Source organism: Bacteroides sp. OM08-11, assembly GCF_003438665.1.
GTDB lineage: Bacteria > Bacteroidota > Bacteroidia > Bacteroidales > Bacteroidaceae > Bacteroides > Bacteroides cutis.
Genome location: NZ_QSTJ01000004.1, coordinates 18,919 through 43,568 on the forward strand (window position 1 = coordinate 18,919; position 24,650 = coordinate 43,568).

At 49.0% G+C, this 24,650-nt stretch carries 34 protein-coding genes; 24 read left to right on the top strand and 10 right to left on the bottom strand.

What is annotated here, in order from left to right; genetic code table 11:
- The first annotated feature begins 197 nt into the window (after window positions 1-197).
- The 15 genes from DXC10_RS08510 (at window position 198) to DXC10_RS16700 (ending at window position 11,731) form a co-directional block, all read left to right on the top strand.
- A complete protein-coding gene (locus DXC10_RS08510; protein WP_002560983.1) occupies window positions 198-515 on the top strand; it encodes a DUF4134 domain-containing protein in 318 nt (105 codons plus the stop codon).
- 10 nt (window positions 516-525) lie between these two features.
- Window positions 526-858 (top strand): DUF4133 domain-containing protein, encoded by a 333-nt coding sequence (locus DXC10_RS08515; protein ID WP_004291514.1) that lies wholly within the window; start codon window positions 526-528, stop codon window positions 856-858.
- Window positions 855-3,359, top strand: coding sequence for a TraG family conjugative transposon ATPase (locus DXC10_RS08520; protein WP_004291515.1), 2,505 nt, complete (start codon window positions 855-857; stop codon window positions 3,357-3,359). The genes DXC10_RS08515 and DXC10_RS08520 overlap by 4 nt, the downstream gene beginning before the upstream one ends.
- 40 nt (window positions 3,360-3,399) lie before the next feature.
- Entirely contained in the window at window positions 3,400-3,780 is a 381-nt protein-coding gene (locus DXC10_RS08525; protein WP_004291516.1) for a DUF3876 domain-containing protein, read from the top strand.
- Window positions 3,781-3,803: 23 nt separating this feature from the next.
- Complete coding sequence (locus DXC10_RS08530) at window positions 3,804-4,433, top strand: DUF4141 domain-containing protein (protein WP_004304283.1); 630 nt, start codon at window positions 3,804-3,806, stop codon at window positions 4,431-4,433.
- A 3-nt stretch (window positions 4,434-4,436) separates the two neighbouring features.
- The gene (gene traJ, locus DXC10_RS08535) at window positions 4,437-5,441 is read left to right on the top strand and encodes a conjugative transposon protein TraJ (RefSeq protein ID WP_004291518.1); all 1,005 of its coding nucleotides are present in this window, start codon (window positions 4,437-4,439) and stop codon (window positions 5,439-5,441) included.
- A gap of 31 nt (window positions 5,442-5,472) precedes the next feature.
- A complete protein-coding gene (gene traK / locus DXC10_RS08540) occupies window positions 5,473-6,096 on the top strand; it encodes a conjugative transposon protein TraK (protein WP_004291519.1) in 624 nt (207 codons plus the stop codon).
- Between the two features lie 6 nt (window positions 6,097-6,102).
- Window positions 6,103-6,411, top strand: coding sequence for a TraL conjugative transposon family protein (locus DXC10_RS08545; protein ID WP_004291520.1), 309 nt, complete (start codon window positions 6,103-6,105; stop codon window positions 6,409-6,411).
- Window positions 6,392-7,744 carry a conjugative transposon protein TraM gene (gene traM, locus DXC10_RS08550; RefSeq protein WP_004291521.1) on the top strand — a complete coding sequence of 451 codons (1,353 nt, stop codon included), beginning with the start codon at window positions 6,392-6,394 and terminating at the stop codon, window positions 7,742-7,744. The genes DXC10_RS08545 and traM overlap by 20 nt, the downstream gene beginning before the upstream one ends.
- A 34-nt stretch (window positions 7,745-7,778) precedes the next feature.
- A complete protein-coding gene (gene traN / locus DXC10_RS08555; RefSeq protein ID WP_004291522.1) occupies window positions 7,779-8,765 on the top strand; it encodes a conjugative transposon protein TraN in 987 nt (328 codons plus the stop codon).
- A gap of 2 nt (window positions 8,766-8,767) precedes the next feature.
- Window positions 8,768-9,343 carry a conjugal transfer protein TraO gene (locus tag DXC10_RS08560; protein ID WP_004291523.1) on the top strand — a complete coding sequence of 192 codons (576 nt, stop codon included), beginning with the start codon at window positions 8,768-8,770 and terminating at the stop codon, window positions 9,341-9,343.
- Window positions 9,344-9,350: 7 nt separating this feature from the next.
- A complete protein-coding gene (locus DXC10_RS08565) occupies window positions 9,351-10,253 on the top strand; it encodes a toprim domain-containing protein (RefSeq protein WP_004291524.1) in 903 nt (300 codons plus the stop codon).
- Window positions 10,250-10,753, top strand: a complete 504-nt coding sequence (locus DXC10_RS08570) for a DUF3872 domain-containing protein (RefSeq protein ID WP_004291525.1) — start codon at window positions 10,250-10,252, stop codon at window positions 10,751-10,753. Before DXC10_RS08565 ends, DXC10_RS08570 begins: the two co-directional genes overlap by 4 nt.
- Window positions 10,750-11,277: a hypothetical protein gene (locus tag DXC10_RS08575; RefSeq protein ID WP_004291526.1), complete on the top strand. Its 528-nt coding sequence runs from the start codon at window positions 10,750-10,752 to the stop codon at window positions 11,275-11,277. Before DXC10_RS08570 ends, DXC10_RS08575 begins: the two co-directional genes overlap by 4 nt.
- A 64-nt stretch (window positions 11,278-11,341) precedes the next feature.
- Complete coding sequence (locus tag DXC10_RS16700) at window positions 11,342-11,731, top strand: hypothetical protein (protein ID WP_004291527.1); 390 nt, start codon at window positions 11,342-11,344, stop codon at window positions 11,729-11,731.
- Window positions 11,732-11,764: 33 nt separating this feature from the next.
- Here the strand turns inward: DXC10_RS16700 and DXC10_RS08585 are convergent, their stop codons facing one another.
- The 9 genes from DXC10_RS08585 to DXC10_RS08630 form a co-directional block, all read right to left on the bottom strand.
- A complete protein-coding gene (locus DXC10_RS08585; RefSeq protein WP_004304290.1) occupies window positions 11,765-12,073 on the bottom strand; it encodes a hypothetical protein in 309 nt (102 codons plus the stop codon).
- Between the two features lie 53 nt (window positions 12,074-12,126).
- Window positions 12,127-12,429: a hypothetical protein gene (locus DXC10_RS08590; protein WP_005783104.1), complete on the bottom strand. Its 303-nt coding sequence runs from the start codon at window positions 12,427-12,429 to the stop codon at window positions 12,127-12,129.
- Complete coding sequence (locus DXC10_RS08595; protein ID WP_004304291.1) at window positions 12,369-12,602, bottom strand: DUF3873 domain-containing protein; 234 nt, start codon at window positions 12,600-12,602, stop codon at window positions 12,369-12,371. The genes DXC10_RS08590 and DXC10_RS08595 overlap by 61 nt, the downstream gene beginning before the upstream one ends.
- 19 nt (window positions 12,603-12,621) lie before the next feature.
- Entirely contained in the window at window positions 12,622-12,879 is a 258-nt protein-coding gene (locus DXC10_RS08600; protein ID WP_004291531.1) for a hypothetical protein, read from the bottom strand.
- 24 nt (window positions 12,880-12,903) lie between these two features.
- Window positions 12,904-14,235, bottom strand: a complete 1,332-nt coding sequence (locus tag DXC10_RS08605; protein ID WP_004291532.1) for a PcfJ domain-containing protein — start codon at window positions 14,233-14,235, stop codon at window positions 12,904-12,906.
- Entirely contained in the window at window positions 14,232-14,648 is a 417-nt protein-coding gene (locus DXC10_RS08610; RefSeq protein ID WP_004291533.1) for a PcfK-like family protein, read from the bottom strand. The genes DXC10_RS08605 and DXC10_RS08610 overlap by 4 nt, the downstream gene beginning before the upstream one ends.
- A gap of 13 nt (window positions 14,649-14,661) precedes the next feature.
- Complete coding sequence (locus DXC10_RS08615) at window positions 14,662-14,883, bottom strand: hypothetical protein (protein WP_004291534.1); 222 nt, start codon at window positions 14,881-14,883, stop codon at window positions 14,662-14,664.
- A gap of 11 nt (window positions 14,884-14,894) precedes the next feature.
- Window positions 14,895-15,110, bottom strand: coding sequence for a hypothetical protein (locus tag DXC10_RS08620; RefSeq protein WP_004291535.1), 216 nt, complete (start codon window positions 15,108-15,110; stop codon window positions 14,895-14,897).
- Window positions 15,111-15,271: 161 nt separating this feature from the next.
- The gene (locus tag DXC10_RS08630) at window positions 15,272-15,682 is read right to left on the bottom strand and encodes a hypothetical protein (protein ID WP_004291538.1); all 411 of its coding nucleotides are present in this window, start codon (window positions 15,680-15,682) and stop codon (window positions 15,272-15,274) included.
- A 106-nt stretch (window positions 15,683-15,788) separates the two neighbouring features.
- Between DXC10_RS08630 and DXC10_RS16705 the strand changes: the two genes are divergently transcribed.
- The 8 genes from DXC10_RS16705 to DXC10_RS08670 all read left to right on the top strand — a co-directional run bounded on the left by DXC10_RS16705 (window position 15,789) and on the right by DXC10_RS08670 (window position 22,492).
- Window positions 15,789-16,001, top strand: coding sequence for a hypothetical protein (locus DXC10_RS16705; protein WP_007567577.1), 213 nt, complete (start codon window positions 15,789-15,791; stop codon window positions 15,999-16,001).
- Window positions 16,002-16,220: 219 nt separating this feature from the next.
- On the top strand, window positions 16,221-16,973 hold the full coding sequence (locus DXC10_RS08640) for a polyprenol monophosphomannose synthase (RefSeq protein ID WP_101545318.1): 753 nt from the start codon (window positions 16,221-16,223) through the stop codon (window positions 16,971-16,973).
- Window positions 16,974-17,009: 36 nt separating this feature from the next.
- Window positions 17,010-18,362, top strand: coding sequence for a dihydroorotase (locus DXC10_RS08645; protein WP_101545316.1), 1,353 nt, complete (start codon window positions 17,010-17,012; stop codon window positions 18,360-18,362).
- A gap of 11 nt (window positions 18,363-18,373) precedes the next feature.
- Entirely contained in the window at window positions 18,374-19,264 is an 891-nt protein-coding gene (locus tag DXC10_RS08650) for a vitamin B12 dependent-methionine synthase activation domain-containing protein (protein ID WP_101545315.1), read from the top strand.
- 85 nt (window positions 19,265-19,349) lie between these two features.
- Complete coding sequence (locus tag DXC10_RS08655) at window positions 19,350-19,835, top strand: RNA polymerase sigma factor (protein WP_101545313.1); 486 nt, start codon at window positions 19,350-19,352, stop codon at window positions 19,833-19,835.
- Window positions 19,836-19,839: 4 nt separating this feature from the next.
- The gene (locus DXC10_RS08660) at window positions 19,840-20,469 is read left to right on the top strand and encodes a hypothetical protein (RefSeq protein WP_117737686.1); all 630 of its coding nucleotides are present in this window, start codon (window positions 19,840-19,842) and stop codon (window positions 20,467-20,469) included.
- The gene (locus tag DXC10_RS08665; RefSeq protein ID WP_117737687.1) at window positions 20,457-21,686 is read left to right on the top strand and encodes a metallophosphoesterase; all 1,230 of its coding nucleotides are present in this window, start codon (window positions 20,457-20,459) and stop codon (window positions 21,684-21,686) included. The genes DXC10_RS08660 and DXC10_RS08665 overlap by 13 nt, the downstream gene beginning before the upstream one ends.
- Window positions 21,687-21,733: 47 nt before the next feature.
- Window positions 21,734-22,492 carry a 1-acyl-sn-glycerol-3-phosphate acyltransferase gene (locus tag DXC10_RS08670; protein ID WP_101545308.1) on the top strand — a complete coding sequence of 253 codons (759 nt, stop codon included), beginning with the start codon at window positions 21,734-21,736 and terminating at the stop codon, window positions 22,490-22,492.
- A gap of 38 nt (window positions 22,493-22,530) precedes the next feature.
- On the opposite strand, the gene DXC10_RS08675 is transcribed toward DXC10_RS08670, so the two are convergent.
- Window positions 22,531-23,283 carry a DUF4369 domain-containing protein gene (locus tag DXC10_RS08675; protein ID WP_101545305.1) on the bottom strand — a complete coding sequence of 251 codons (753 nt, stop codon included), beginning with the start codon at window positions 23,281-23,283 and terminating at the stop codon, window positions 22,531-22,533.
- A gap of 133 nt (window positions 23,284-23,416) precedes the next feature.
- Here DXC10_RS08675 and DXC10_RS08680 point away from each other — a divergent pair, with 133 nt between their 5' ends.
- A complete protein-coding gene (locus DXC10_RS08680; protein ID WP_117737688.1) occupies window positions 23,417-24,649 on the top strand; it encodes an anaerobic sulfatase-maturation protein in 1,233 nt (410 codons plus the stop codon).
- Window position 24,650: the final 1 nt, after the last annotated feature.

Here is a 24,650-nt window from a genome sequence, read left to right on the forward strand (position 1 = left end):
AATAAAAGAAATGAACATGAAAGAATGACATCAACCCACGCGGCGAGGAAACGCAAGGCGCATCCCCATCCGCAACGGACACGCCCACGTCCGTGGAAACAAACGGGCATCCACTAAAACCAAAGTAAAGAAACAAAGTATCAACCGCCCGACAAAGGACCATCCACCCTTTTGACGGCAAAAAACAAGAACAGTTTATGAACAAGAACATCTTGAAAAACAGAAAAGCAATCCTCTCCGCGGCACTTGTCATCGCCGCAACCGCCTCCGCTTTCGCGCAGGGAAACGGCATCGCGGGCATCAACGAAGCCACCTCTATGGTGAGTTCTTATTTCGACCCCGGAACTAAACTGATATACGCCATCGGTGCAGTCGTCGGGCTTATCGGGGGCGTAAAAGTGTACGGCAAGTTTTCATCGGGCGACCCCGACACCAGCAAGACAGCCGCCTCGTGGTTCGGCGCGTGCATCTTCCTGATTGTTGCCGCCACCATCCTGCGCTCATTCTTCCTTTAATAAATAATGTATGGCTGAATACCCAATCAACAAGGGTATCGGCCGTCCGGTAGAGTTCAAGGGCTTGAAGGCACAGTACCTCTTCATCTTCTGCGGAGGTCTGCTGGCTCTCTTCGTCCTGTTCGTCATCCTCTACATGGTCGGTATCGACCAGTGGATATGTATCGGCTTCGGCGCGGCATCGTCCTCCCTCCTTGTATGGCAGACCTTCGCGCTGAACGCCCGGTACGGTGAACACGGGCTGATGAAATTAGGAGCGGCACGGAGCCATCCCCGATACCTTATCAACCGGCGGCGGATAACCCGTCTGTTCAAACGACAACGAAAGGAAGAAAGACAATGAGGAATACATCGAAAATGACAACACTGGAAAACAGGTTCCCACTTTTAGCGGTGGAGCATGGCTGCATCATCTCAAAGGACGCCGACATCACGGTGGCTTTCGAGGTGGAACTACCGGAACTTTACACCGTGACGGGTGCGGAGTACGAGGCGATACACAGTTGCTGGTGCAAGGCTATCAAGGTGCTGCCGGACTACTCCGTCGTCCACAAACAGGACTGGTTCATCAAGGAACGCTACAAACCGGAGCTTCAGAAGGACGACATGAGCTTTTTAAGCCGCTCTTTCGAGCGTCACTTCAACGAGCGTCCGTACCTGAAACACACCTGCTACCTCTACCTGACCAAGACAACAAAGGAGCGTAACCGGATGCAGAGCAATTTCAGCACGCTGTGCCGGGGACATATCATCCCGAAGGAGCTGGACAGGGAAACCACGACCAAGTTCTTGGAAGCCTGCGAACAGTTCGAGCGCATCATGAACGACAGCGGGCTTGTCAGGCTGCGCCGCCTCTCCACCGATGAGATTGTGGGTACTGAGGGAAAGACGGGACTTATTGAACGCTACTTCTCGCTCATGCCGGAAGGTGACACCACCTTGCAGGACATCGAGCTTTCGGCAAGGGAGATGCGCATCGGCGACAACCGCCTGTGTCTGCACACCCTCTCCGACGCGGAAGACCTGCCGGGCAAGGTGGCTACCGACACCCGTTACGAGAAGCTCTCCACCGACCGGAGTGACTGCCGACTGTCATTCGCCTCCCCGGTGGGGCTTCTGCTCTCCTGCAACCATATCTACAACCAGTATGTGCTGATAGACAACAGTGAGGAAACCTTGCAGAAGTTCGAGAAGTCCGCCCGTAACATGCAGTCGCTATCTCGCTATTCAAGGAGCAACAGCATCAACCGCGAGTGGATAGACCAATACCTGAACGAAGCCCATTCCTACGGACTGACCTCGGTACGGGCACACTTCAACGTCATGGCGTGGAGCGACGATGCGGAGGAACTGAAGCATATCAAGAACGACGTGGGCAGCCAGTTGGCAAGCATGGAATGCGTGCCGCGCCACAACACCATCGACTGCCCGACACTCTACTGGGCGGCGATACCCGGCAATGCGGCGGACTTCCCGGCGGAAGAGAGTTTCCACACCTTCATCGAACAGGCGGTGTGCCTGTTCACAGAGGAAACCAACTACCGCAGCTCGCTCTCGCCCTTCGGCATCAAGATGGTGGACAGGCTCACGGGAAAACCGCTGCACCTTGACATCTCCGACCTGCCCATGAAGCGAGGTATCACGACCAACCGCAACAAGTTCGTGCTGGGTCCTTCGGGCAGCGGCAAGTCTTTCTTCATGAACCACCTCGTGCGCCAATATTATGAGCAAGGCGCACATGTGGTATTGGTGGACACGGGAAACTCCTATCAGGGCTTGTGCGGCATGATCCGACGCAAGACAGGCGGAGCGGACGGTGTGTATTTCACCTACACGGAAGATAAGCCCATCAGCTTCAACCCGTTCTACACCGACGATTACATCTTCGACGTGGAGAAGAAGGACAGCATCAAGACCCTGTTGCTGACGCTCTGGAAGTCGGAGGACGACAAGGTGACAAAGACGGAGAGCGGCGAGCTGGGCAGTGCCGTGAGTGCCTATATTGAGCGCATCCAATCCGACCGTAGCATCGTGCCGTCGTTCAACACCTTCTACGAGTATATGCGTGACGACTACCGCAAGGAACTGGCACAGCGTGACATCAAGGTGGAGAAGTCCGACTTCAACATCGACAACATGCTCACCACCATGCGGCAGTATTACCGGGGCGGGCGTTACGATTTCCTGCTCAACTCCACGGAGAACATCGACCTGCTCGGCAAGCGGTTCATCGTCTTCGAGATAGATTCGATTAAAGAAAACCGCGAACTGTTCCCCGTCGTGACCATCATCATCATGGAAGCCTTCATCAACAAGATGCGGCGGCTGAAAGGCGTGCGGAAACAGCTTATCGTGGAAGAGGCTTGGAAGGCCCTCTCATCGGCGAACATGGCTGAATATCTGCGCTATATGTATAAGACGGTCAGAAAATATTACGGCGAGGCAATCGTGGTGACGCAGGAGGTGGACGACATTATCAGTTCTCCGGTGGTCAAAGAGAGCATTATCAACAACTCGGATTGTAAAATCCTGCTTGACCAAAGGAAATATATGAACAAGTTCGACCAGATACAGGCGTTGCTCGGACTGACGGAAAAGGAGAAGTCGCAGATACTCTCCATCAACATGGCGAACAACCCTTCACGGCTCTACAAGGAGGTGTGGATAGGCTTGGGCGGCACGCAGTCGGCGGTCTATGCCACGGAGGTCAGCGCGGAAGAGTATCTGGCGTACACCACCGAGGAAACGGAAAAAGTGGAGGTTTACCGTCTGGCGGAGAAGCTGGGCGACGACATCGAAGCCGCCATCCGGCAGCTTGCCGAAAGGCGGAGAAACAAGGAATAACTAAAAAACAGAATGTATCAACCAAAAAAGAAAAACGCGTATGAATTTACCAAAAGTGAAAATGCTGCAAGTCAGCAAGTGCCTTATCGGATTGGCGGTCATGATGCTGCAATCCTGCGACGTGGCCGACAACCGCCGCGACATGCTGTGCGGGAACTGGGAGAGCGTGGAGGGAAAACCTGACGTGCTTATCTACAAGGAGGGCGAAGCCTACAAAGTGACGGTGTTCCGTCGTAGCGGTCTGCGCCGCAAGCTCAAGCCGGAAACCTATCTCTTGCAGGAGGAGAACGGCAACCTGTTCATGAACACCGGCTTCCGCATCGACGTGTCCTACAACGAGGCCACGGATGTGCTGACTTTCTCGCCAAACGGGGACTATGTGCGGGTGAAGCCGCAGCCGGGACATCCGACCGAAGAATAACAACCACTAAAATCCAAAGTAACATGAGAACAAGAATAACAATGATTATCTGCCTGTGCCTGCTTTTCGCGGGCAGGGCAAGCGCACAGTGGGTCGTAAGCGATCCGGGCAATCTAGCGCAGGGCATCATCAATGCCTCCAAAAACATCATCCATACCTCCAAGACCGCCACGAACATGGTGAGCAACTTTCAGGAGACGGTGAAAATCTATCAGCAGGGCAAGAAGTATTACGATGCCCTCAAATCGGTGAACAATCTGGTCAAGGACGCCCGCAAGGTGCAGCAGACCATCCTGATGGTGGGCGACATCACAGACATCTATGTGAACAGTTTCCAACGGATGCTCCGTGACGGGAATTTCAGACCCGAAGAGCTTTCCGCAATCGCTTTCGGCTACACGAAACTGCTGGAGGAAAGCAACGAAGTGTTGACGGAACTCAGGAACGTGGTGAACATCACCACGCTCTCCATGACCGACAAGGAGCGCATGGACGTGGTGGAACGCTGCCACTCGAAGATGAAGCGTTACCGCAACCTCGTGAGCTACTACACGAACAAGAACATCTCCGTGAGTTACCTGCGTGCGAAAAAGAAGAACGACCTCGACCGCATCATGGGGCTGTACGGGAACATGAACGAAAGATACTGGTAGCCTATGAAGTTCGACAACCTTCATCAGATTTTACGTTCACTTTATGAGCAGATGATGCCGCTGTGTGGGGACATGGCTGGTGTGGCGAAAGGCATCGCCGGGCTGGGTGCGCTGTTCTACGTCGCCTACCGGGTATGGCAGTCGCTGGCGAGAGCTGAACCGATAGACGTATTCCCGATGCTCCGTCCTTTTGCCATCGGTCTGTGCATCATGTTCTTCCCGACTGTGGTGCTGGGCACGATAAACAGCATCCTCTCACCCGTCGTACAGGGCACGGCAAAGATGCTGGAGGCGGAAACGCTGGACATGAACCGATACCGGGAGCAGAAGGACAAACTGGAATACGAGGCGATGGTACGCAACCCCGAAACCGCCTACCTCGTGTCCAACGAGGAATTTGACAAGCAACTGGAGGAACTCGGCTGGTCGCCCTCCGACATGGTGACGATGGCGGGAATGTATATCGACCGGGGAATGTACAACATGAAGAAGAGCATCCGCGACTTCTTCCGCGAGATACTCGAACTGCTGTTCCAAGCCGCCGCCCTCGTGATAGACACCGTCCGCACCTTCTTTCTCGTGGTGCTGGCGATTCTCGGTCCGATAGCCTTCGCCCTGTCGGTATGGGACGGTTTCCAAAACACGCTCACGCAGTGGATATGCCGCTATATACAGGTCTATCTGTGGCTACCGGTATCGGACATGTTCAGCACCATACTGGCGAAGATACAGGTTCTGATGCTGCAAAACGACATCGAGCGGATGCAGGCAGACCCGAACTTCTCGCTGGATTCGAGCGACGGGGTGTATATCGTATTCCTCTGCATCGGCATCATCGGCTACTTTACCATTCCCACCGTTGCGGGCTGGATTATCCAAGCCGGAGGCATGGGCGGTTACGGTCGCAACGTGAACCAGATGGCGGGACGAGCCGGAAGCATGGCGGGCAGCGTGGCGGGTGCAGCCGCAGGAAACGCAGTCGGACGTGTCGGCAAATTGCTGAAATAATCAATGTGCAATCATAAATTGGAAAATATAAATGGAATTCAAATCACTTAGAAACATCGAATCGTCGTTCAGGCAGATACGCCTGTTCGGTATCGTCTTCCTCTCGCTGTGCGCCGTGGTGACGGTGTGGAGCGTGTGGAACTCCTACCGTTTCGCAGAGAAGCAACGGGAGAAAATCTATGTGCTGGACAACGGCAAGAGCCTGATGCTCGCCTTGTCTCAGGATTTGTCGCAGAACCGCCCGGCGGAGGCACGGGAACATGTGCGCCGTTTCCACGAGATGTTCTTCACGCTATCACCTGAAAAAAGCGCGATTGAACACAACGTGAAACGTGCCTTGCTGCTGGCGGACAAGAGCGTGTACCACTATTATTCGGACTTCGCGGAGAAGGGGTACTACAACCGCATCATCGCCGGGAACATCAACCAAGTGCTGAAGGTGGACAGCGTGGTGTGCGACTTCAACGCCTATCCCTACCGTGCCGTGACCTACGCCACACAGAAAATCATCCGGCAGAGCAACGTCACCGAGCGCAGCCTCGTGACCACCTGCCGCCTGCTGAACGCATCGCGGTCGGATGACAACCCGAACGGTTTTACCATCGAGGGTTTCACCATCATTGAGAACAAGGATTTACAGACTATCAAACGGTAACAGGACATGAAAAGTATCAGAAAATCAATGTGGGGCATGTATTGGAAACTCCACGACAAACGGAAACGCTTGGCGGCAAGTCTCAAAGGGTATCTGGACGGCTTGCCGCCGGAAACACGCCGCCGCATCGTGCTGGGGATGTTCGCCGCCTTCGCGGTGCTTGCCCTTTACACCTTCGGCAGAGCCGTCTATGACATCGGCAGGAACGACGGCTCACATATGGAAACGGGACACGCCGGACGGGTGGAACTGCCGACCCCGGCGGAAACAGGCAATCACTTAACACCTTATTTATATGGAACAGACAAAGAATGAACCGACGAAAGAGAACAAAGCTGCTCCCGAAACGGGGAAACCGAAAAAGGAGCGCGAACCGCTGACAGAGGCGCAACGGCTGAAACGGCAGAAGATGATCGTGCTGCCCGCTATGGTGTTGGTGTTCATCGGGGCGATGTGGCTGATATTCGCCCCGTCCTCCGGCAAGGAGCAACCGCCGGGAACGGACGGATACAACACCGAGATGCCCGACGCTGACAAGGCGAACCGGCAGATTATCGGCGACAAGCTGAAAGCCTACGAGCATGGGGAGATGGAAGAGCGTCAGGAGAGCCGCAACCGTGCCATCGGGCAGCTGGGCGACATGTTCGACCGCGAGATAGCGGGAACGGAGAACGGAGTGGACTTCGACCTCGCCAATCCGGGCGGCAAGGAAGAAAGGGCAAAGCCAGCCACGCCGCAGACCATCCAGTCCTCCGCAGCCGCCTACCGTGACCTGAACGCCACGCTCGGAAACTTCTACGACCAGCCGAAAAACGACAATGCGGAGATGGACGAATTGTTGGAGCGCATCGCATCGCTGGAGTCGGAACTGGAAAGCGAGAGGGGCAAGGCTTCCTCTATGGACGAGCAGGTGGCTCTTATGGAGAAGTCCTACGAGCTGGCGGCAAAGTACATGGGCGGTCAGAACGGAGGACAGCCATCGGCGGAACAGAGGGCAGAGCCAACTACCGTGCAGAAAGGGAAGAAGAACAAGGCAATGCCTATCAGACAGGTGGAGCATCAAGTAGTTTCTTCACTCTCACAGCCTATGAGTAACGCGGAGTTTGTCGCCGCCTTATCGCAGGAACGCAACCGGGGTTTCAACACGGCTGTCGGCACGGCGGAGGTATTGGACAGGAACACCATACCGGCGTGCGTGCATGGGGCGCAGAGCGTGACGGACGGGCAGACGGTAAGGCTGCGCCTGCTGGAGCCTATGGCGGTGGCAGGCAGGACAATACCCCGGGGTGCGGTGGTGGTCGGCACGGGCAAGATACAGGGTGAGCGGCTCGACATCGAGATTACCTCGCTGGAATACGACGGCACGATTATCCCCGTGGAGCTTGCGGTCTATGACACGGACGGACAGCCCGGCATCTTCATCCCGAACTCGATGGAGATGAACGCCGTCCGGGAGGTCGCCGCCAACATGGGCGGCTCGCTGGGAAGCAGCATCAACATCTCCACCAATGCCGGGGCGCAGCTCGCCTCCGACTTGGGCAAGGGGCTGATACAAGGCACGAGCCAGTACATCGCCAAAAAGATGCGAACCGTCAAGGTGCATCTGAAAGCCGGGTACAGGGTCATGCTTTACCAAGAAAAATATTGAAAACAATAAAAATTACCACTAAAATCCAAAAGTAATGAGAAAAGTAATCATCATGTTTGCCCTCGCTATGGGCATCATAACTGCCAACGCGCAGGAGAATGTAACCGTTGAAACGACCAACGGAAGTGAACAACCGACCTTGACGAAGGAGGTCTATCCGCAGAAGGAGGCGGACGGCGACCTATATCACGGGCTGTCACGCAAGCTGACCTTCGACCGCATGATACCGCCGCACGGTCTGGAAGTGACCTACGACAAGACCGTCCACGTCATTTTTCCGGCGGAGGTGCGCTATGTCGATTTAGGCTCGCCCGACCTGATTGCCGGGAAAGCCGACGGAGCGGAGAACATCATCCGTGTGAAGGCTACCGTAAGGAATTTTCCCAACGAAACGAATATGTCCGTCATCACGGAGGACGGCAGTTTCTACACCTTCAACGTGAAGTACGCCGCCGAACCGCTGTTGCTCAACGTGGAGATGTGCGACTTCATCCATGACGGCAGCACGGTGAACCGCCCGAACAACGCGCAGGAAATCTATCTGAAAGAGCTGGGCAGCGAAAGCCCGATGCTGGTGCGCCTTATCATGAAGTCCATCCACAAACAGAACAAGCGCGAGGTGAAGCATATCGGCTGCAAGCGTTTCGGCATCCAATACCTGTTGAAAGGCATCTACACGCACAACGGCTTGCTTTATTTCCACACGGAGATAAAGAACCAGAGCAACGTGCCTTTCGATGTGGACTACATCACTTGGAAAATCGTGGACAAGAAGGTTGCGAAGCGTACTGCCGTGCAGGAGCAGATTATTCTGCCGCTCCGCGCGCAGAACTACGCCACCCTCGTGCCGGGCAAAAAGAGCGAGCGCACGGTCTTCACGATGGCGAAGTTCACCATCCCCGATGACAAGTGCCTCGTGGTGGAATTGAACGAGAAGAACGGCGGCCGTCACCAGTCCTTCGTGATTGAGAACGAGGATTTGGTACGCGCGGGTACCATCAACGAACTTCAAGTACGCTGACCATGAGAAAGTACATCGCAATAATCATCGCGTCGCTTGCCCTTTTTACAGGGCAGGCGCACGCCCAGCGGTGTCTGCCGAAGATGCAGGGCATCGAGGTGAGGGCGGACATGGCGGACGGCTTCAATCTCGGCGGCAAGGACGGCGGGTACAGCTTCGGGGCGGCTCTCTCCACCTACACGAAGAAGGGGAACAAGTGGGTGTTCGGTGGCGAATACCTGTTGAAGAACAATCCCTACAAGGACACCAAGATACCCGTGGCGCAGTTCACGGCGGAGGGCGGCTATTACTTCAAGATACTGTCGGACGCCCGAAAGATTGTTTTCGTCTATGCCGGGGCTTCGGCTCTCGCCGGATATGAGGCGGTAAATTGGGGGAAGAAGGTGCTGCATGACGGCTCCACGCTGCACGACCGGGACGCCTTCATCTACGGCGGTGCGCTGACGCTCGATGTGGAGTGTTACGTGGCAGACCGTATCGCCCTGCTTGCCAACCTGCGGGAGCGTTGCCTTTGGGGTGGCGACACACGGAAGTTCCACACGCAGTTCGGGGTCGGTATCAAGTTCATCATCAACTGACACGGGCATGGAAAGGACGGAAATAGATGCTGTCAGAAGGATGCCGCTTGCGGATTTTCTCGCACGGCTGGGGCATGAGCCTGTCAGAAGGAGCGGTAACGAGCTGTGGTATCTTGCCCCGTACAGGGGCGAGCGCACATCCTCTTTCCGTGTGAACGTGGCGAAACAGCTCTGGTACGACTTCGGTTTGGGCAAGGGCGGCGACATCTTCACGCTTGCCGGGGAGTTTCTGCAAAGCGATGACTTCATGAAGCAAGCGAAGTTCATAGCGGAAGCCGCCAATATGACGGTTGCCGGATGGGAAAAGCCCGTCTATCTCTCGAAGCCGACCGAATCCGTTTTTGAGGATGTGGAGGTCGCTCCGCTGCTCCGCTCACTGCTGACGGAGTATTTAGAGGAACGGGGCATCCCTTACGCCATCGCATCCCGTCACTGCTGCCGCTTGAACTACGGTGTGCGTGGGAAACGGTATTTTGCCGTTGGCTTTCCGAACATGGCAGGTGGCTATGAAGTCAGAAGCCGATATTTCAAGGGTTGCATACCTCCGAAGTCTGTATCACTGGTAAAGGCGAATGACATCCCGGCTGACGAGTGCCTCGTGTTCGAGGGCTTCATGGACTTTCTCTCTGCCGTGACGCTTGGTGTAACCGGTAACGCTGACTGTCTTGTGCTGAACTCAGTCGCCAACGTGGAGAAGGCGGCGGGATTGCTGGACGGATACGGGCGCATCGGCTGCTTCCTCGACCGTGACGAAGCCGGACGGCGGACGCTTGCCGCACTTACCATGCGATACGGGGAACGTGTCACCGACCGTTCCTCCCTCTATGACGGTTGCAAGGACTTGAACGAGTACCTGCAACTGACAACGAAAAAACAGAAAAACAACCATCTAAAAATCGAAGAACAATGAACATACTGAACAACAGAAACAAGAGAACATCAATATTCAAGGCAGTGGCGTTATGCCTGATAGCCGCCATGTCATTCACCCTCGTGTCATGTGACGATGACATGGACATCCAGCAGTCCTATCCCTTCACGGTGGAGGTCATGCCCGTGCCGAACAAGGTAGTAAAGGGGCAGACAGTGGAAATCCGCTGTGAACTGAAAAAGGAGGGCGACTTTTCGGGTACGCTCTATACCATCCGCTATTTCCAGTTCGAGGGGGAAGGCTCGCTCAAAATGGATAACGGCATCACCTTCCTGCCTAACGACCGCTACCTGCTGGAGAACGAAAAATTCCGCCTGTACTACACGGCGGCGGGTGATGAGGCGCATAATTTCATCGTGGTGGTGGAGGATAACTTTAGCAACTCCTACGAACTGGAATTTGACTTCAACAACAGGAATGTAAAGGACGACGATCTTACCATCGTTCCCATCGGCAACTTCAGCCCCTTGTTGAAATGATGCGTGTATTCATGACAATGCTCTGTTCACTTCTGACGGTCTGTTCTGTGTCCGCGCAGATCAGCCGCCAAGAGGGAACGGACGGGCAGGCGGCAATCTACCGACTGCCGCTTATGGAACGTGCTTTTTTATGCTGCCGCTACTTTGAAGGCTGGCACTCAGAAAAACACTACCCATACGTCGGTTGGGGTCACAAACTTTTGCCAAACGAGAAGTATTCGGCACGAACCATGACAAAACGGGATGCGGATGAACTTTTGCGGAAAGACCTGCGCAAATTTGTCGCCATGTTCCGTAAATTCGGGGTTGATTCGATTTTGCTTGGCACGTTAGCTTACAATGTGGGACCGGCGAAGCTGTTAGGCAGCAAAACAATCCCCAAAAGCACCTTAATCAAGAAGCTGGAAGCTGGTGACAGGAACATCTACCGTGAGTATATAGCCTTCTGCAACTACAAAGGAAAACGCCACGCCATGCTGCTCAAACGGAGAAAGGCGGAGTTTGCGCTGTTGTATATCCCATAAAAGGACTGACAAAACTGGCAAAAGACGTGCCATATTTAACTTGGCACGTCTTTTGCTCTATCACTTGATAGATTATCGTAGGATTTTCTCGTTAATTGACATCGTTGAGCCATTTTTGCCTATCGGTTTCCAAATAACACTTCAAGTTGTAAGTGTTGTGAGAGCAATACAAAACATAGTTATTAACCATAAAAAGTATAGCGAAATTATGAAGAAAGTATTTAGGAAAATTCAGAAAGGAACAACAAAAATGATTGAACGTATCAAATCGTTGGGGGAAATGGAGACGAAGCAGAAATGTGTAGTTCAACGGTTCGAGATTATCATTCCCCTCCACCAAAAAATAACGACCCAATATATAGCCTCCGCAAGTTTTACTTGCGGATTTTTTAGTTATCGCAGATTGGACAAAGGTTTCTTTGCTACTTTCTTTGTCCGCCATCATGCTCACTGAAAGAAAGTAGGGCGGCTCTCGCCGCCCCGCCACTCAAAAGCGTGTGTAAAGTCCCGTCACCATCGTGAACATTTCCTCCAGCATATCAAAATAGATACCCTCGTGTACGGCAATGTCCTTTGTCTTGCACTCAAAGGTCTTTTTGCTGAACGTCCTGCGGTAGAAGCGCATATTGTAGAGGTCTGCCCCTTCGTCATAGATGATGTCAAGGCGGTTGGCACTTGTTTTGTTCCTTGCAAGGCTCATCCGTAAGCCGTTGCCCATATCTATGAAATCACGGCTACCTGTCATGGCGGTGAAGCGTTTTCCGCCTATCTGCTGTAATATCGTCTTGGCTATCATATCTTTTGTTTTTAGGGTTTTAAGTATTGGCGGTGCGGACACCGCCATCCCGTTCAAAATTCTCGCATTTCGGAAATGGGGGTCTGCCGTTGTAGCCACTCTTTCACACATTCCATATTGTACTCGCTCGTGATGACTGCCGTATGGCTGTCGGTGGCGGTGAAACGTGTGCTTTCGTAATCATCTATCCACCCCTTGAGGGTGTCCGTTCCCCACGCTCCGGTATCGTCAAAGATACCGTCCAATGCCGTGATAGGTTCGCTGAACTTGACTATCAGCGTTTGATAGGTCGTGTTCATAGTCTGTCCTCCTTTCCCTTCTTTGCGTTCAGCCACTTGTCCCGTGCGGCTCGGCACTCGTCCAACGTGGGTTTGACACAAGAGAACAATTCTCTGTCTATGGGGTGGCGGTAGTCGTACTGCACAAGTGTCCGCCTGCGTCTTCCGATACCCGATTGGAAACGCTCGTATTTCTCCGTACCTGCTTCCGCGCAGGTGCTTACTCCGTTGATGGTCATTCGTGTTGTCATAATGTTGCTTTTTAGATGGTTAAAAATGTACTGACAGAACTCTGTTCTTCATCACCATTTCGGGGTTGCTTGTGTAGCGTTGGTGCAGGTAGAAATGGTGTGAGCCGAAGCCGTAAAGGAAAAACTTGTCAAGTTCGTGCTTCTCGGCAAACTCCTTTACGCTCTTTCTCAATTCCCCCTCACTCGTTGTGAGAGTGAGGAGGTTCACAAATTCAAGGAACATCGTGGGGATTGCATCATCCCACACACAAATCATACTTTCAATTCTTACTTCCATATCAATGTTGTTTTAGGGGTTATGCTATGCCGCTTTCATCCGCTCACGGATAAGGTTGGCGTTCTTGTTCACAAGGTCTATGATGCGCTCGTGATATTCGGTGTCCTGGTTGTGCTTGCCGTGGCACTGCACCACTTCGAGGGTTCGCAAGTCCACCTCTACGGTTTCAATAATCTCATCGCCAATCCTTGCCGATAGTATGAGGGTGTCGGCTTTCTTGTAGTATCCACTGCCAAACACGCAGATGCCCTGCGTCTTGCCCTCGTTGTAATACTCGTCTATGCTTTCAAGCACCTTGACGATTATTTCCTCGTCCGTGATTACCAAGCCGAAGAATTTGGATTTGTTGGCGATGAAATCCTCCGCATCTTTCTTTCGTTGGAGTTGTCGCTGTTGCTCACGCTCACGCCTTTCAATCTCCCAACGGCGTTGCTCTGCGGCTCTTTCCTTCTCGTGTATGGCTTCAATTTTTCGGGTTGCGTTGTCGTGTGCCGCCATGAAATCTTCGGGACAGATGTTCTTCGGGTTACGGAGGTCTTGACCGAGTTTTTTGAGCATACGCAGATAGTCGCACCACATTGAGAGGTTGTCTATCTGATACTTGTGACGCTTGGCAATCAGATATGATGCCCAACATTCATCGGCAGTACGGGTATTGAAAAGAAAGTGTTTCATGACCTCAATCTCACCGCCTTTCATAAGGGTTTCAATTCTTGGGTCTGAAAGCAAGGCTTTGAAAAGACGCACGGGGGAGATGCCGTGGAAATCGCCCTTGAAGCCGTTACGTCTGAGTTGGGGCAATATCCTCATCTTTGGATATGCACAGCTTCTTGCCACCACATCATCGTATAGGCTGTTGTGCGGTCTTACCTCCATATCGCTGCCTAATGCCCACACATCGCAATAGCAGAAAAGGAAGCCACGGAGCAACGCCATGTCCGTAACCTTGCCGTCGGGTGAAATCCAACGCTGCACGACCTCGTGGCAGTAGAAACGCATCGGTTCGCCTTTCCTGCTCTCGCATCTGACCTGCGCCACGCGGATTACCTGATACCCTTTGCAGGTGGTTATCACGCTGAAATTCTGCGTTTCCTTGTAGATGCGTCTGCGTGTGTCCTGCACTTTGAGTTCGGCATGGCATTTGGGGCAGGTGCAGCCTTCAAGGGTGTCGCATAGTCCGCTGTCGCTGTGCCACTCGTGACCGCAGTCGGAACAGGTGATGTTCCCTTTCTTGGTGCGGTAGCCGATATGCTCAACGCAGTGGCGGTATGCCCAATCTATTTGTGTCGCTGATATGGGGCGAAGGTTGGCGGAAAGTCTTGCCACCTCTTTCTGTATCTTGGTCTTCGGTTTCATAAGCCTAAATCAAATAATGAGGGTTGGGGTTGGTTTTCTTTTCTCGCTGACGGTCTGTGGCGGTTCTGCAACTTGCGGAGTTCCTCCTCTTGGTATTTGCGGACAGCGTTCTGACGTGCCTCCGCCTTTTCCTCTGCCGTGAGTTTCACAACGTGGTTCACAACCACTTGGCAGTCCATCGGTTTGCCCACCTCTATCTCGTTTTCCTCATAGTAGTGGATGGCTTGCCCGAATATCTCTCCGTCCGTGAAACCGTTGCAACCGCTTTTCTGCACATAGTTCAGAATGTGGGTCACGCACTCGTCCATGTTCTTGGCAGGGTTGCGGTACTTCTTTGCAAATAGCGCATCTTCCTCCGCACGCTGTTCCAAGTACATATATATCGTTCTCTTGAAATGGTCTGTTCCTTTCATATCGCTGTCATTTTTAGATTATCTGTTTCAGTATCTCTCTCCAATAGGTCGGCTCTACCTCGCTGAGAAGGAAGTCCATGAAATCCCTCCGTGCGTCCTTGTTCAGTTCGTGGTACAATCTTCGGAAAGTTTCAAAATTGCCGTTGATGTACGTTTCCACCATATACACGAAGATGTTGTCCACCTCGTAATATCTGCACTGCTGCGCTGCCGTCTTGCTGTTTCTTTTTGCCATGTCGGTAAGGGTTAAAGGGTGAATAACCAAAGGATGAAGCCAAAGAAGGCAATGGTGGAAAGGATAGCCACGATTACACCTATCGCCACTCGGAACACTCCGTTTACAATCTCTCTGATGATGCCCCAAAGGATGCCGAACACCCCGAAGGCGGTGCGCATCATCAAGCCGCATATCGCCAACCCGATGTGTTGCGCCATTTGTCTGAAATTTGCCGTTGCCGTCATATCTTCGCTGTTTTTGATTTTTTTGTTTTTAATGCGGATTCAAGAGCTGAGGGAGTTGAGTTTCAAACTATCTTATCTGCCTCTCGTTTATCCGACATTTTTTTTATGCGTCTTTCTGTCGCATCGGTCGTTTTCGTTTCGGGTGCTTGAAAAGGTAGGGATTAGGGAATGCAAGGTTTTTCGGTCAAAATACTACCCGCAGGGCTGGAGATTTTTACCGAAAACAGGAGGCTTGACCTTGCTTTCCCGTCCAATCCCGGAATTACCTTTGCGCCCAGAACGAAAATGACTGACTGATGCGGCTTACTGAAAGGCGCAAAATGGAGGTAAACGAAAACAGAGGCAGATTGTGTAGAAAAAAACTTCAGGGGAAAATCCGTAAAAAAAAGAATCACCAAAAGGAAAAAGACATCACCGGAAGCGTGAAAAGGGCAAACCACAACAAAGGAAGTATGATTGTTTCCGATCCGACGGAACTTGTTCAGCCGGGTGGCAACAATCATTCTTCCCGGTTTGTCCGGCTGTGTGTGGGCGCCTGTTTCATTCATGGGGCAGGCTGACACACTCTGCATTCACTTTCCGCTTCCGGCAAAAGAGACAGCGAAAAAAGAAAAATCATTTGAAAACCCGTAAAAGCACCTCTTGGCATAGGCGCAAAAGAAAGGGGCATTGCTTCATCTGTCTAAACATCGTTTAGGCGTGAGGCAATGCCCTTTTCTCCAGCTATGCGGTAGTCGGCACACGTTTGTTCCAAACTCGTTTTGGGCAATGGTGTGCCGACGGACAATACCGCTTTTACGGAAAATTCTTATGAATGAGGGGATAAAAAACGGGAGTTTATATCAAAATCTCGAATTAAATAGCTACTTTTGCATACGAAGAGTTCTTTGAAGGTTACGCAACGCGCAGAAGGATAATGCAGTAGATAACTAACTAAATCGTAACCTATTACTATCAAGAGCAATTAACCTACGCTCATTTCCAATAAATTACACTCTTTTCGTAACTTCCCGGCGCAAAAATACTAAATAATCCTTAGTTTTATCCGTAAATGATAGAAAAGCATTACATTTGTTCCCATTAACAACTCCTCATATTTAACAGGAATATATGCAGACATCAGATAGCATCGTCATCATCCCCACCTATAACGAACGGGAAAATATCGAAAATATAATTCGTGCCGTCTTCGCTTTGGAGCACGGTTTCCATATTCTCATCATTGAAGACGGATCGCCCGACGGAACGGCGGATATCGTAAAAAAACTACAAAAAGAGTTTCCCGAACGTCTGTTTATGGTGGAACGTAAAGGAAAACTTGGCTTGGGCACGGCTTATATCGCAGGTTTTAAATGGGCGTTGCAACACGATTACGAATATATCTTTGAAATGGATGCGGACTTCAGCCACAATCCCAAAGACTTGCCGCGCCTCTACCAAGCTTGTGCAGAAGAGGCTGCCGACATAGCCATAGGTTCACGATATGTAAGTGGTGTCAATGTGGTAAACTGGCCCATGGGACGTGTGCTGATGTCTTATTTCGCATCCAAATATGTACGTATCATCACCGGATTGCCTATCCATGATACGACTGCAGGGTTTGTATGTTATCGCAGACGGGTATTGGAGACTATCGACCTCGACGGTATACGTTTCAAAGGCTACGCTTTTCAGATTGAGATGAAATTTACCGCCTACAAATGCGGGTTCAAGGTAAAAGAAGTGCCTGTCATCTTCATCAACCGCGAATTGGGAACCTCCAAGATGAACAGCAGCATTTTCGGTGAGGCCGTCTTCGGAGTGATGAGATTAAAATGGAACAGTTGGTTTCACAAATTCCCAAAAGCGGCCGATGATAACTAATTAGCCATTATCAACTATCAATTATCCATCAAAGAAATGAAAAGAACGCTGATACATAATGCAATGATTGTCAATGAAGGACAATCCATCCAAGGTTCCGTTGTCATAGAAGACGGACGTATCGCCGAGGTACTGACAAACTGGAAACCTCTCTCCGCTCCTTGTGATGAAACGATTGACGCTACCGGTTGCTACTTGTTGCCGGGTATTATAGACGACCACGTGCATTTCCGTGATCCCGGATTGACCCATAAGGCAGACATCTTTACCGAAAGCCGGGCAGCTGCCGCAGGAGGTGTCACTTCTATTATGGACATGCCGAATACAAATCCACTCACTACATCGTTGGATGCCTTACATGCCAAGTTCGATTTGCTGAATGAAAAGTGTATCGTCAATCACTCTTGTTATTTCGGTGCAACCAATACGAATTATACCGAGTTTGATAAATTAGACAGACATCGTGTTTGCGGTATTAAACTATTCATGGGATCAAGTACCGGCAATATGCTGGTAGATAAGATGAACAGCCTGCTGAAGATATTCAATGGAACTGACATGCTGATTGCTGCCCATTGCGAAGATCAGGAAACCATACTTGCCAATATAGAGAAATACAAAGCGAAATATAAGGGGGAACAAGATATTCCCGTCAAGGAACATCCCAATATCCGCTCCATAGCTGCATGCTATACATCTTCGGAACTGGCGGTACGCCTGGCTACAATTGCCGGGGCAAGATTACATATACTTCATGTATCTACCGCTAAAGAGTTGAAACTATTCAGCGACGCTCCTCTTTCCGAAAAGCTGATTACAGCTGAAGCATGTATAGCCCATCTGATATACGGAACTTCCGATTATAGTAAATTAGGTACACGCATTAAATGTAATCCTGCCATTAAAAGACCTATCGAGCAGAGAGCCATACGCGCGGCAGTCAATTCAGGAGTTATCGATGTCATCGCTACAGACCACGCTCCCCATCTGCTGAGTGAAAAGAAGGGAGGCGCACTGAAAGCAATGTCAGGTATGCCTATGATACAATTCTCTCTTGTAAGCATGCTCGAACTGGTAGACCAAGGCGTGTTCTCCCTGGAAACGATTGTACAGAAGATGTGCCATGCGCCTGCACAGATATTCGGTATCTGCCGGCGAGGATATATCCGCGAAGGTTATCAGGCGGACTTAGTGTTGGTACGCCCCAATACTCCTTGGGAGGTAACTACTAAAAACATTCTAAGCAAATGCGGCTGGAGTCCACTGGAAGGACACACGTTCAATTGGAAAGTAGAAAAAACATTTGCCAACGGACACCTTATTTATAATGACAACAAGGTGGACGAGGCTTACCGGGGAGAAGAGTTGAGATTTGATTATAAATCCTAATTTACCAGCCTTTGCCTGTAATCAATTATAAAGTTCACGAAGTAACGCCCTATATCAACTGGATATACTTTTTCCATGCATGGGGTTTTCAGCCACGGTTTGCAACTATAGCCGGTATAGATGGTTGCTATGTTTGTCGTGCCTCTTGGATAACCACCTTTCCTGCAGAAGAACGTGTGAAGGCTGTAGAAGCAATGCAGCTTTTCAAGGAGGCAAGCAGAATGCTGAATGCATTGGATGGAGAACTTACCATCCAATGCATTTACCGGTTATGCCAAGCCAACTCGGATGGTGACGACCTGATTATAGAAGGAACGACTTTCCCTTTACTTCGACAACAAACGCCACATCCTGACGGGAGCCCATTTCTCTGTTTAAGCGATTTCATACGCCCGCTTTCATCGGGTACGACTGATACGATAGGGTTGTTTGCTTCTTCCATCAAGGAAGAAACTGAAAAATATTACAAAGACGACCCGTACAAACTTCTGCTCGTACAGACATTAAGCGACCGTCTGGCAGAAGCCGCAACCGAAAAAATGCACGAATATGTCCGTAAAAGGGCATGGGGATATGTGCCCGATGAGTCTTTATCTATTCCGGACTTGCTGGTAGAGAAATACCAAGGTATACGTCCGGCTGTAGGCTATCCTTCCTTGCCCGACCAATCGGTCAATTTCATACTGGATGAATTGCTCGACATGAAGCAGATCGGAATTACATTGACTGAAAACGGAGCTATGCACCCGCATGCTTCCGTTTGTGGAATGATGCTGGCTCATCCGGCATCCCATTATTTCGCTGTCGGCAAAATCGGTGAAGACCAGTTGGAAGACTATGCTCGACGGCGTGGAATGCCTGTCAATGAAATGCGAAAATACCTCGCAGCGAACCTCCGATAATTATTTTTGTTTTTATCTTTGGAGAGGTGATTTTCCAGCTTTCATTGCGACTAACAGAACAAAAAGCGAATTGAGAATAAAAACAATGGAAAACTTAGAACAAGAGTTCTTATCCGTGATACGGGAATACGAGCGTGTCATCTATAAGGTGTGTTATTTATACACCACACCTAATGCTACTCTCAATGACCTGTATCAGGAAGTAATACTCAATATTTGGAAAGCATTTCCTAAATTCAGGAGAGAATGTAAAGTTTCAACATGGATTTATCGAATTTCGCTGAATACCTGTATCAGCTTCTTGCGAAAAGAAAAAAATATTCCTGAAATTGTAACTTTGACGCAAGAAGCTGACCGTACTGAAGAAAACGACGAAACACAAGCTATGCTGAGACAACTCTACCAGATGATAAACCGGCTGGGACAACTGGAGAAATCCATCATTCTGCTCTATCTGGAAGAAAAAAGTTATGAAGAGATAGCCGAGATTACCGGTCTGACCGTAACTAACGTTGCCACCAAACTCAGCCGTATTAAAGACAAACTGAAAAAAATGAAGAAGGAGGAATAACATAATGGAACTGGATGAACTGAAAAAATCATGGAATGTACTGGATGCCCAGTTGCAAAAGGAACCTATTGCAGATGAGGAACGTATAAAGGAATTGATTGCCGGATACAAAGCGAATACTCGTGTGAGCATGGGATGTATATTGAACTCTCAACGCTTTTCACTCATCATCGGTGTCGTTGTTATTCTGCTTGCTATTGTCGCTGCCATCATTTTCCTACCCAATATCGTGGAAAACGAGAAATGGATTAACAAATTGTATATTATTGGCGGATTTATAGTTATAAGTATTATCGTTGGATTTTGGTGGGACTGGAAAACCTATCAATGGAATAAGAAGACTGAAATAGACAAAATGTCTGTAGCAGAAGTAAGCCGCCGTATGACCATTTTCCGTAGTTGGACTCGTACTGAGGTTTGGATCACGGCAATATGGGCCGTATTATTCACTATCCTGTTTTATTGGGTAATGGAGTATTATTTGCAGCCCGTCATAGTACAAGTCACCCTGATAAGCATCCTTACGATATTTGATATCTTAATCATTTATTTTATCTATAAAAAGATGATATACAAGCATCTTGACTCTATCAACAAAAACATAGAAGAACTGAAAGATATATGTACAGAATAACTTTAATCCTTCTTCTTTCCCTGCTCCTACCCGATGTATATATCTATCTGGTATACATCGTAAAACGGACACGTAGTATTCTTTGGCGTTGTGCCTACTGGCTTCCTTCTGCCATATTGGTGCTTCTGTATCTTTATTTCATCTATATGACCGGAGACAATGCCCTCTCCCGTCATTCACAAAGTATCGGAAAACTGGCAATAGCCGTCATGTTGTTTGCTGTTCCTAAAATACTGTTTATGTTCTCTTCACTACTCGGCATATTGTGCCGGGGTATCAGCCGTTGTTTGTCATTTCTGCTTTTCCGTACATCTTTCAAAGAACCATGTTTTCCTTTCGTTGTCCATCGTTTGCCATTCACGGTTTTAGGACTGACTTTAGGTATCATCAGTTTTGCCAATATTCTTTACGGAGCATTGGCGGGCATTACTCACTTTGAAATTAAAAACGTAGAATATCATTCGACCAATCTACCTAAAGGATTTAATGGATATCGTATCCTCCAAGTGTCTGATATTCATATCGGCAGTTGGCAAGAAAAGAAAGGAGCTATTCAAAGATTAGTAAATCTGATTAATGAGCAACATCCTGATCTCATCGTCTTTACCGGTGATCTGGTGAACCAGCAAAGCCATGAATTAGACGACTTCCGGAATGTCCTTTCGGAACTACATGCTCCCGACGGAGTCTATTCTATCTTGGGTAACCATGATTACGGAACTTATTTTCACTGGAAGAACCGGAAAGAAGAGGAAGAAAACTTGAACTATCTGTTAGAACAACAAAAAGTGATGGGATGGAAATTGCTGAACAATGAACATACCATCTTATATCATCAGGGGGACAGTATCGCTCTTATCGGTGTAGAGAATGACGGAGAACCTCCTTTCTCACAACATGCCGACTTACCTCGTGCCATACAAGGAACAGAGGGGTTGTTCAAAATATTACTAAGCCATAATCCTACCCACTGGCGACGTGAAGTATTGCCAGATTCGGACATTGACCTGATGCTCTCCGGACACACCCACGCCATGCAGATGGAAATGTTCGGACACTCATTATCCTCGCTTAAATATCCTGAATGGTCGGGTATGTATTACGATGGGAAAAGAGCTTTGTATGTCAATGTCGGCATTGGCTATGTAGGATTACCTTTCCGCTTTGGTGCCTGGCCGGAAATCACGATCATAAAATTAGTCAGTGATAATGGATGACAAAATATAAAAAACGTCTATCTTTGTAGCAACAAAATCCAACACCTATGAAGATACTCTATAATATTTATCAGGTTTGCTTTGCGCTGCCCATACTTTTAATATTGACAATTCTTACGGCATTGGTAACGATTATCGGTTCATTGCTGGGTGGTGCTCATATTTGGGGGTATTACCCCGGTAAAATATGGTCACAACTCATCTGCTATCTATTACTTATTCCGGTAAAGGTGCATGGACGTGAAAAACTCCATAAACATACTTCATACGTATTCGTCCCCAACCATCAGGGTTCATTCGATATTTTCCTGATTTATGGTTTTCTGGGAAGAAATTTCAAATGGATGATGAAGAAGAGCTTGAGAAAAATACCTTTCGTAGGGAAAGCTTGTGAAAGTGCAGGACATATCTTCGTAGACCGCTCCAGTCCCAAGAAAGTATTGGCAACTATGAAACAAGCGGAGTCTTCACTTAGAAATGGAGTGTCACTGGTAGTATTTCCTGAAGGGGCACGTACTTTTAGCGGACATATGGGATACTTTAAGAGAGGTGCTTTTCAATTGGCGGATGAGTTACAACTGGCTGTAGTACCTGTCACCATTGATGGTTCTTTCGAAATTTTACCCCGTACCGGAAAATGGATACACCGTCACCGTATGATACTGACTATCCATGATCCCATCCCCCCAAAAGGGCAAGGCATGGAAAACATAAAAGCAACTATGGCAGAAGCCTATACAGCCGTAGAAAGTGCCTTACCGGAAAAATTCAAGGGAATGATTAAGAACGAAGATCAAGACCGATAAAGCCTTGCTTCATTCTTTTGGGATAATAAAAAGTTTTATTATTGTTGAGATGCTTCAGAAGCGGCATTTTGTTCCATACGCTTGTGTTCTTCAATCAAACGCATATTCTCCTTCGCTTTGGATAAAAAATCCTTTACCAACGGGTTTTGCTTAAATGTTTGAGGAGCAGTACGCATAATATCTTCTATCTGTGGAGTCATGATGGGATAAGGCAAAGTACTGCATACCATCATAAAGACATTGGGACCGAGGACATTCTCATAGTTATCGGTAATAAATCCTTTGACATAGTCACTCATTTCCTTTGCCAAAGCTTCGCCCTCTTTCATCAGTTCATCATGAACATCTTCCAATCTGACACCTTCCAACACCATGCGGGCTTCCTTTCTATCCAATTCTTCAATCTTCACTTCCAATTCGTTACGCTTGTCTATAAACTCATAAAGTTGGTTGTTAAGCAACGTACCCTTAGCAGTCAGTTGCGTATTCGAAATGGAAACTTCAATCTTACCGTCTTCAAGCACCAAAGGCATGATACCTTCGTCACCCATATAAAGAGTTACCATCATTACAGAATCAACCTTTCCTTTCATCTTGAAAAGGCCGTGAACGACTTCCGCCGAATCGATAGCTACCCATTGTCCGTCTTGAAGAGTTTTGAGGAATAACATTTTCCCGTCAAGGCTTGTTACTGAGGAACTACCCTCAATTTTGTACTTACGACTACAAGAGACGAATAACACGAGCAAAAGCAAAAGAGGCAAAATACGGTTTACACTCATTCTAATCATGCAGGAAACGATTTATGAATTACACGCAGCAAAGGTATTAATATTCCTTATAAACCGGATAGAAAGAAAGGAATTTTCATTTGGTTTACGTATTTTTGCACAATCATAAATAATAAAAATAGAAAAAATATACATGTCAACTTATGCTCCTTTTGCAAAACCTCTTTATGTAATGCTCAAGCCCGTAGGGGCTGTATGTAATCTGGCATGCGATTATTGTTATTATCTGGAAAAGGCTAAGCTCTATACCAACAACCCGAAACACGTGATGAGCGATGAACTGCTGGAAAAATTCATCGAAGAATATATAAACTCACAAACCATGCCACAGGTCCTGTTTACCTGGCATGGAGGAGAAACTTTGATGCGCCCGCTTTCCTTTTACAAACGGGCTATGGAACTACAAAAGAAGTATGCCAAGGGCCGCACTATCGACAACTGCATACAGACTAATGGCACATTACTGACGGATGAATGGTGTGAGTTCTTCAAAGAGAACAACTGGCTGGTAGGTGTGTCCATCGATGGTCCGCAAGAGTTCCACGATGAATATCGTAAAAACAAGCTGGGAAAACCCTCTTTTGTCAAAGTGATGCAGGGAATTAATCTGCTGAAAAAACATGGGGTTGAGTGGAATGGTATGGCGGTTGTCAACGATTATAATGCCGATTACCCACTGGATTTCTATAACTTTTTCAAGGAATTGGATTGCCACTATATTCAGTTTGCCCCTATTGTGGAACGAATTACATCCCGTCAGGACGGACGTCATCTTGCTTCTTTAGCCGACAAAGAAACCGCCACACAGTTGGCCGACTTTTCCGTAAGTCCTGAGCAATGGGGGAATTTCCTCTGTGCTCTATTCGATGAATGGATTAAAGAGGACGTCGGGACTTATTATATCCAACTGTTCGACTCCACCCTTGCCAACTGGATAGGCGAACAACCGGGTGTCTGTTCTATGGCAAAAACTTGTGGTCATGCAGGTGTCATGGAATTCAACGGTGATGTATACGCATGCGACCACTTCGTATTCCCCGAATACAAATTAGGTAATATCTACCAGAAAACTTTGGTAGAAATGATGTACAGCGAACGGCAACAAAACTTCGGCTTGATGAAACAGAAGTCACTCCCTACTCAATGCAAAGAATGTGAGTGGTTGTTTGCCTGCAATGGCGAATGCCCTAAAAACCGTTTTGCGCATACAGCCGACGGAGAACCGGGATTGAATTATCTCTGCGCCGGATACCGGAAGTTTTTCAAACATGTGGCCCCCTACATGGATTTCATGAAACAGGAGCTGATGAATCAACGTCCTCCCGCTAATGTGATGGAGGCCATCCGTAGAGGAGAATTCAAATAAA

Coding starts and splice junctions, on each gene's coding strand:
- traM (WP_004291521.1), top strand. CDS start 6,392: ATGGAACAGACAAAGAATGAACCGACGAAAGAGAACAAAGCTGCTCCC.
- DXC10_RS08640 (WP_101545318.1), top strand. CDS start 16,221: ATGCAGACATCAGATAGCATCGTCATCATCCCCACCTATAACGAACGG.
- DXC10_RS08510 (WP_002560983.1), top strand. CDS start 198: ATGAACAAGAACATCTTGAAAAACAGAAAAGCAATCCTCTCCGCGGCA.
- DXC10_RS08680 (WP_117737688.1), top strand. CDS start 23,417: ATGTCAACTTATGCTCCTTTTGCAAAACCTCTTTATGTAATGCTCAAG.
- DXC10_RS08610 (WP_004291533.1), bottom strand. CDS start 14,648: ATGAAAGGAACAGACCATTTCAAGAGAACGATATATATGTACTTGGAA.
- DXC10_RS08560 (WP_004291523.1), top strand. CDS start 8,768: ATGAGAAAGTACATCGCAATAATCATCGCGTCGCTTGCCCTTTTTACA.
- DXC10_RS08575 (WP_004291526.1), top strand. CDS start 10,750: ATGATGCGTGTATTCATGACAATGCTCTGTTCACTTCTGACGGTCTGT.
- DXC10_RS08515 (WP_004291514.1), top strand. CDS start 526: ATGGCTGAATACCCAATCAACAAGGGTATCGGCCGTCCGGTAGAGTTC.
- DXC10_RS08620 (WP_004291535.1), bottom strand. CDS start 15,110: ATGACGGCAACGGCAAATTTCAGACAAATGGCGCAACACATCGGGTTG.
- DXC10_RS08670 (WP_101545308.1), top strand. CDS start 21,734: ATGAAGATACTCTATAATATTTATCAGGTTTGCTTTGCGCTGCCCATA.
- DXC10_RS08615 (WP_004291534.1), bottom strand. CDS start 14,883: ATGGCAAAAAGAAACAGCAAGACGGCAGCGCAGCAGTGCAGATATTAC.
- DXC10_RS08545 (WP_004291520.1), top strand. CDS start 6,103: ATGAAAAGTATCAGAAAATCAATGTGGGGCATGTATTGGAAACTCCAC.
- DXC10_RS08585 (WP_004304290.1), bottom strand. CDS start 12,073: ATGATAGCCAAGACGATATTACAGCAGATAGGCGGAAAACGCTTCACC.
- DXC10_RS08530 (WP_004304283.1), top strand. CDS start 3,804: ATGAGAACAAGAATAACAATGATTATCTGCCTGTGCCTGCTTTTCGCG.
- DXC10_RS08630 (WP_004291538.1), bottom strand. CDS start 15,682: ATGCAGAGTGTGTCAGCCTGCCCCATGAATGAAACAGGCGCCCACACA.
- DXC10_RS08565 (WP_004291524.1), top strand. CDS start 9,351: ATGGAAAGGACGGAAATAGATGCTGTCAGAAGGATGCCGCTTGCGGAT.
- traK (WP_004291519.1), top strand. CDS start 5,473: ATGGAATTCAAATCACTTAGAAACATCGAATCGTCGTTCAGGCAGATA.
- DXC10_RS08660 (WP_117737686.1), top strand. CDS start 19,840: ATGGAACTGGATGAACTGAAAAAATCATGGAATGTACTGGATGCCCAG.
- DXC10_RS08600 (WP_004291531.1), bottom strand. CDS start 12,879: ATGGAAGTAAGAATTGAAAGTATGATTTGTGTGTGGGATGATGCAATC.
- DXC10_RS08605 (WP_004291532.1), bottom strand. CDS start 14,235: ATGAAACCGAAGACCAAGATACAGAAAGAGGTGGCAAGACTTTCCGCC.
- DXC10_RS08525 (WP_004291516.1), top strand. CDS start 3,400: ATGAATTTACCAAAAGTGAAAATGCTGCAAGTCAGCAAGTGCCTTATC.
- traJ (WP_004291518.1), top strand. CDS start 4,437: ATGAAGTTCGACAACCTTCATCAGATTTTACGTTCACTTTATGAGCAG.
- DXC10_RS08645 (WP_101545316.1), top strand. CDS start 17,010: ATGAAAAGAACGCTGATACATAATGCAATGATTGTCAATGAAGGACAA.
- DXC10_RS08520 (WP_004291515.1), top strand. CDS start 855: ATGAGGAATACATCGAAAATGACAACACTGGAAAACAGGTTCCCACTT.
- DXC10_RS08595 (WP_004304291.1), bottom strand. CDS start 12,602: ATGACAACACGAATGACCATCAACGGAGTAAGCACCTGCGCGGAAGCA.
- DXC10_RS08655 (WP_101545313.1), top strand. CDS start 19,350: ATGGAAAACTTAGAACAAGAGTTCTTATCCGTGATACGGGAATACGAG.
- DXC10_RS08570 (WP_004291525.1), top strand. CDS start 10,250: ATGAACATACTGAACAACAGAAACAAGAGAACATCAATATTCAAGGCA.
- DXC10_RS08665 (WP_117737687.1), top strand. CDS start 20,457: ATGTACAGAATAACTTTAATCCTTCTTCTTTCCCTGCTCCTACCCGAT.
- traN (WP_004291522.1), top strand. CDS start 7,779: ATGAGAAAAGTAATCATCATGTTTGCCCTCGCTATGGGCATCATAACT.
- DXC10_RS08675 (WP_101545305.1), bottom strand. CDS start 23,283: ATGATTAGAATGAGTGTAAACCGTATTTTGCCTCTTTTGCTTTTGCTC.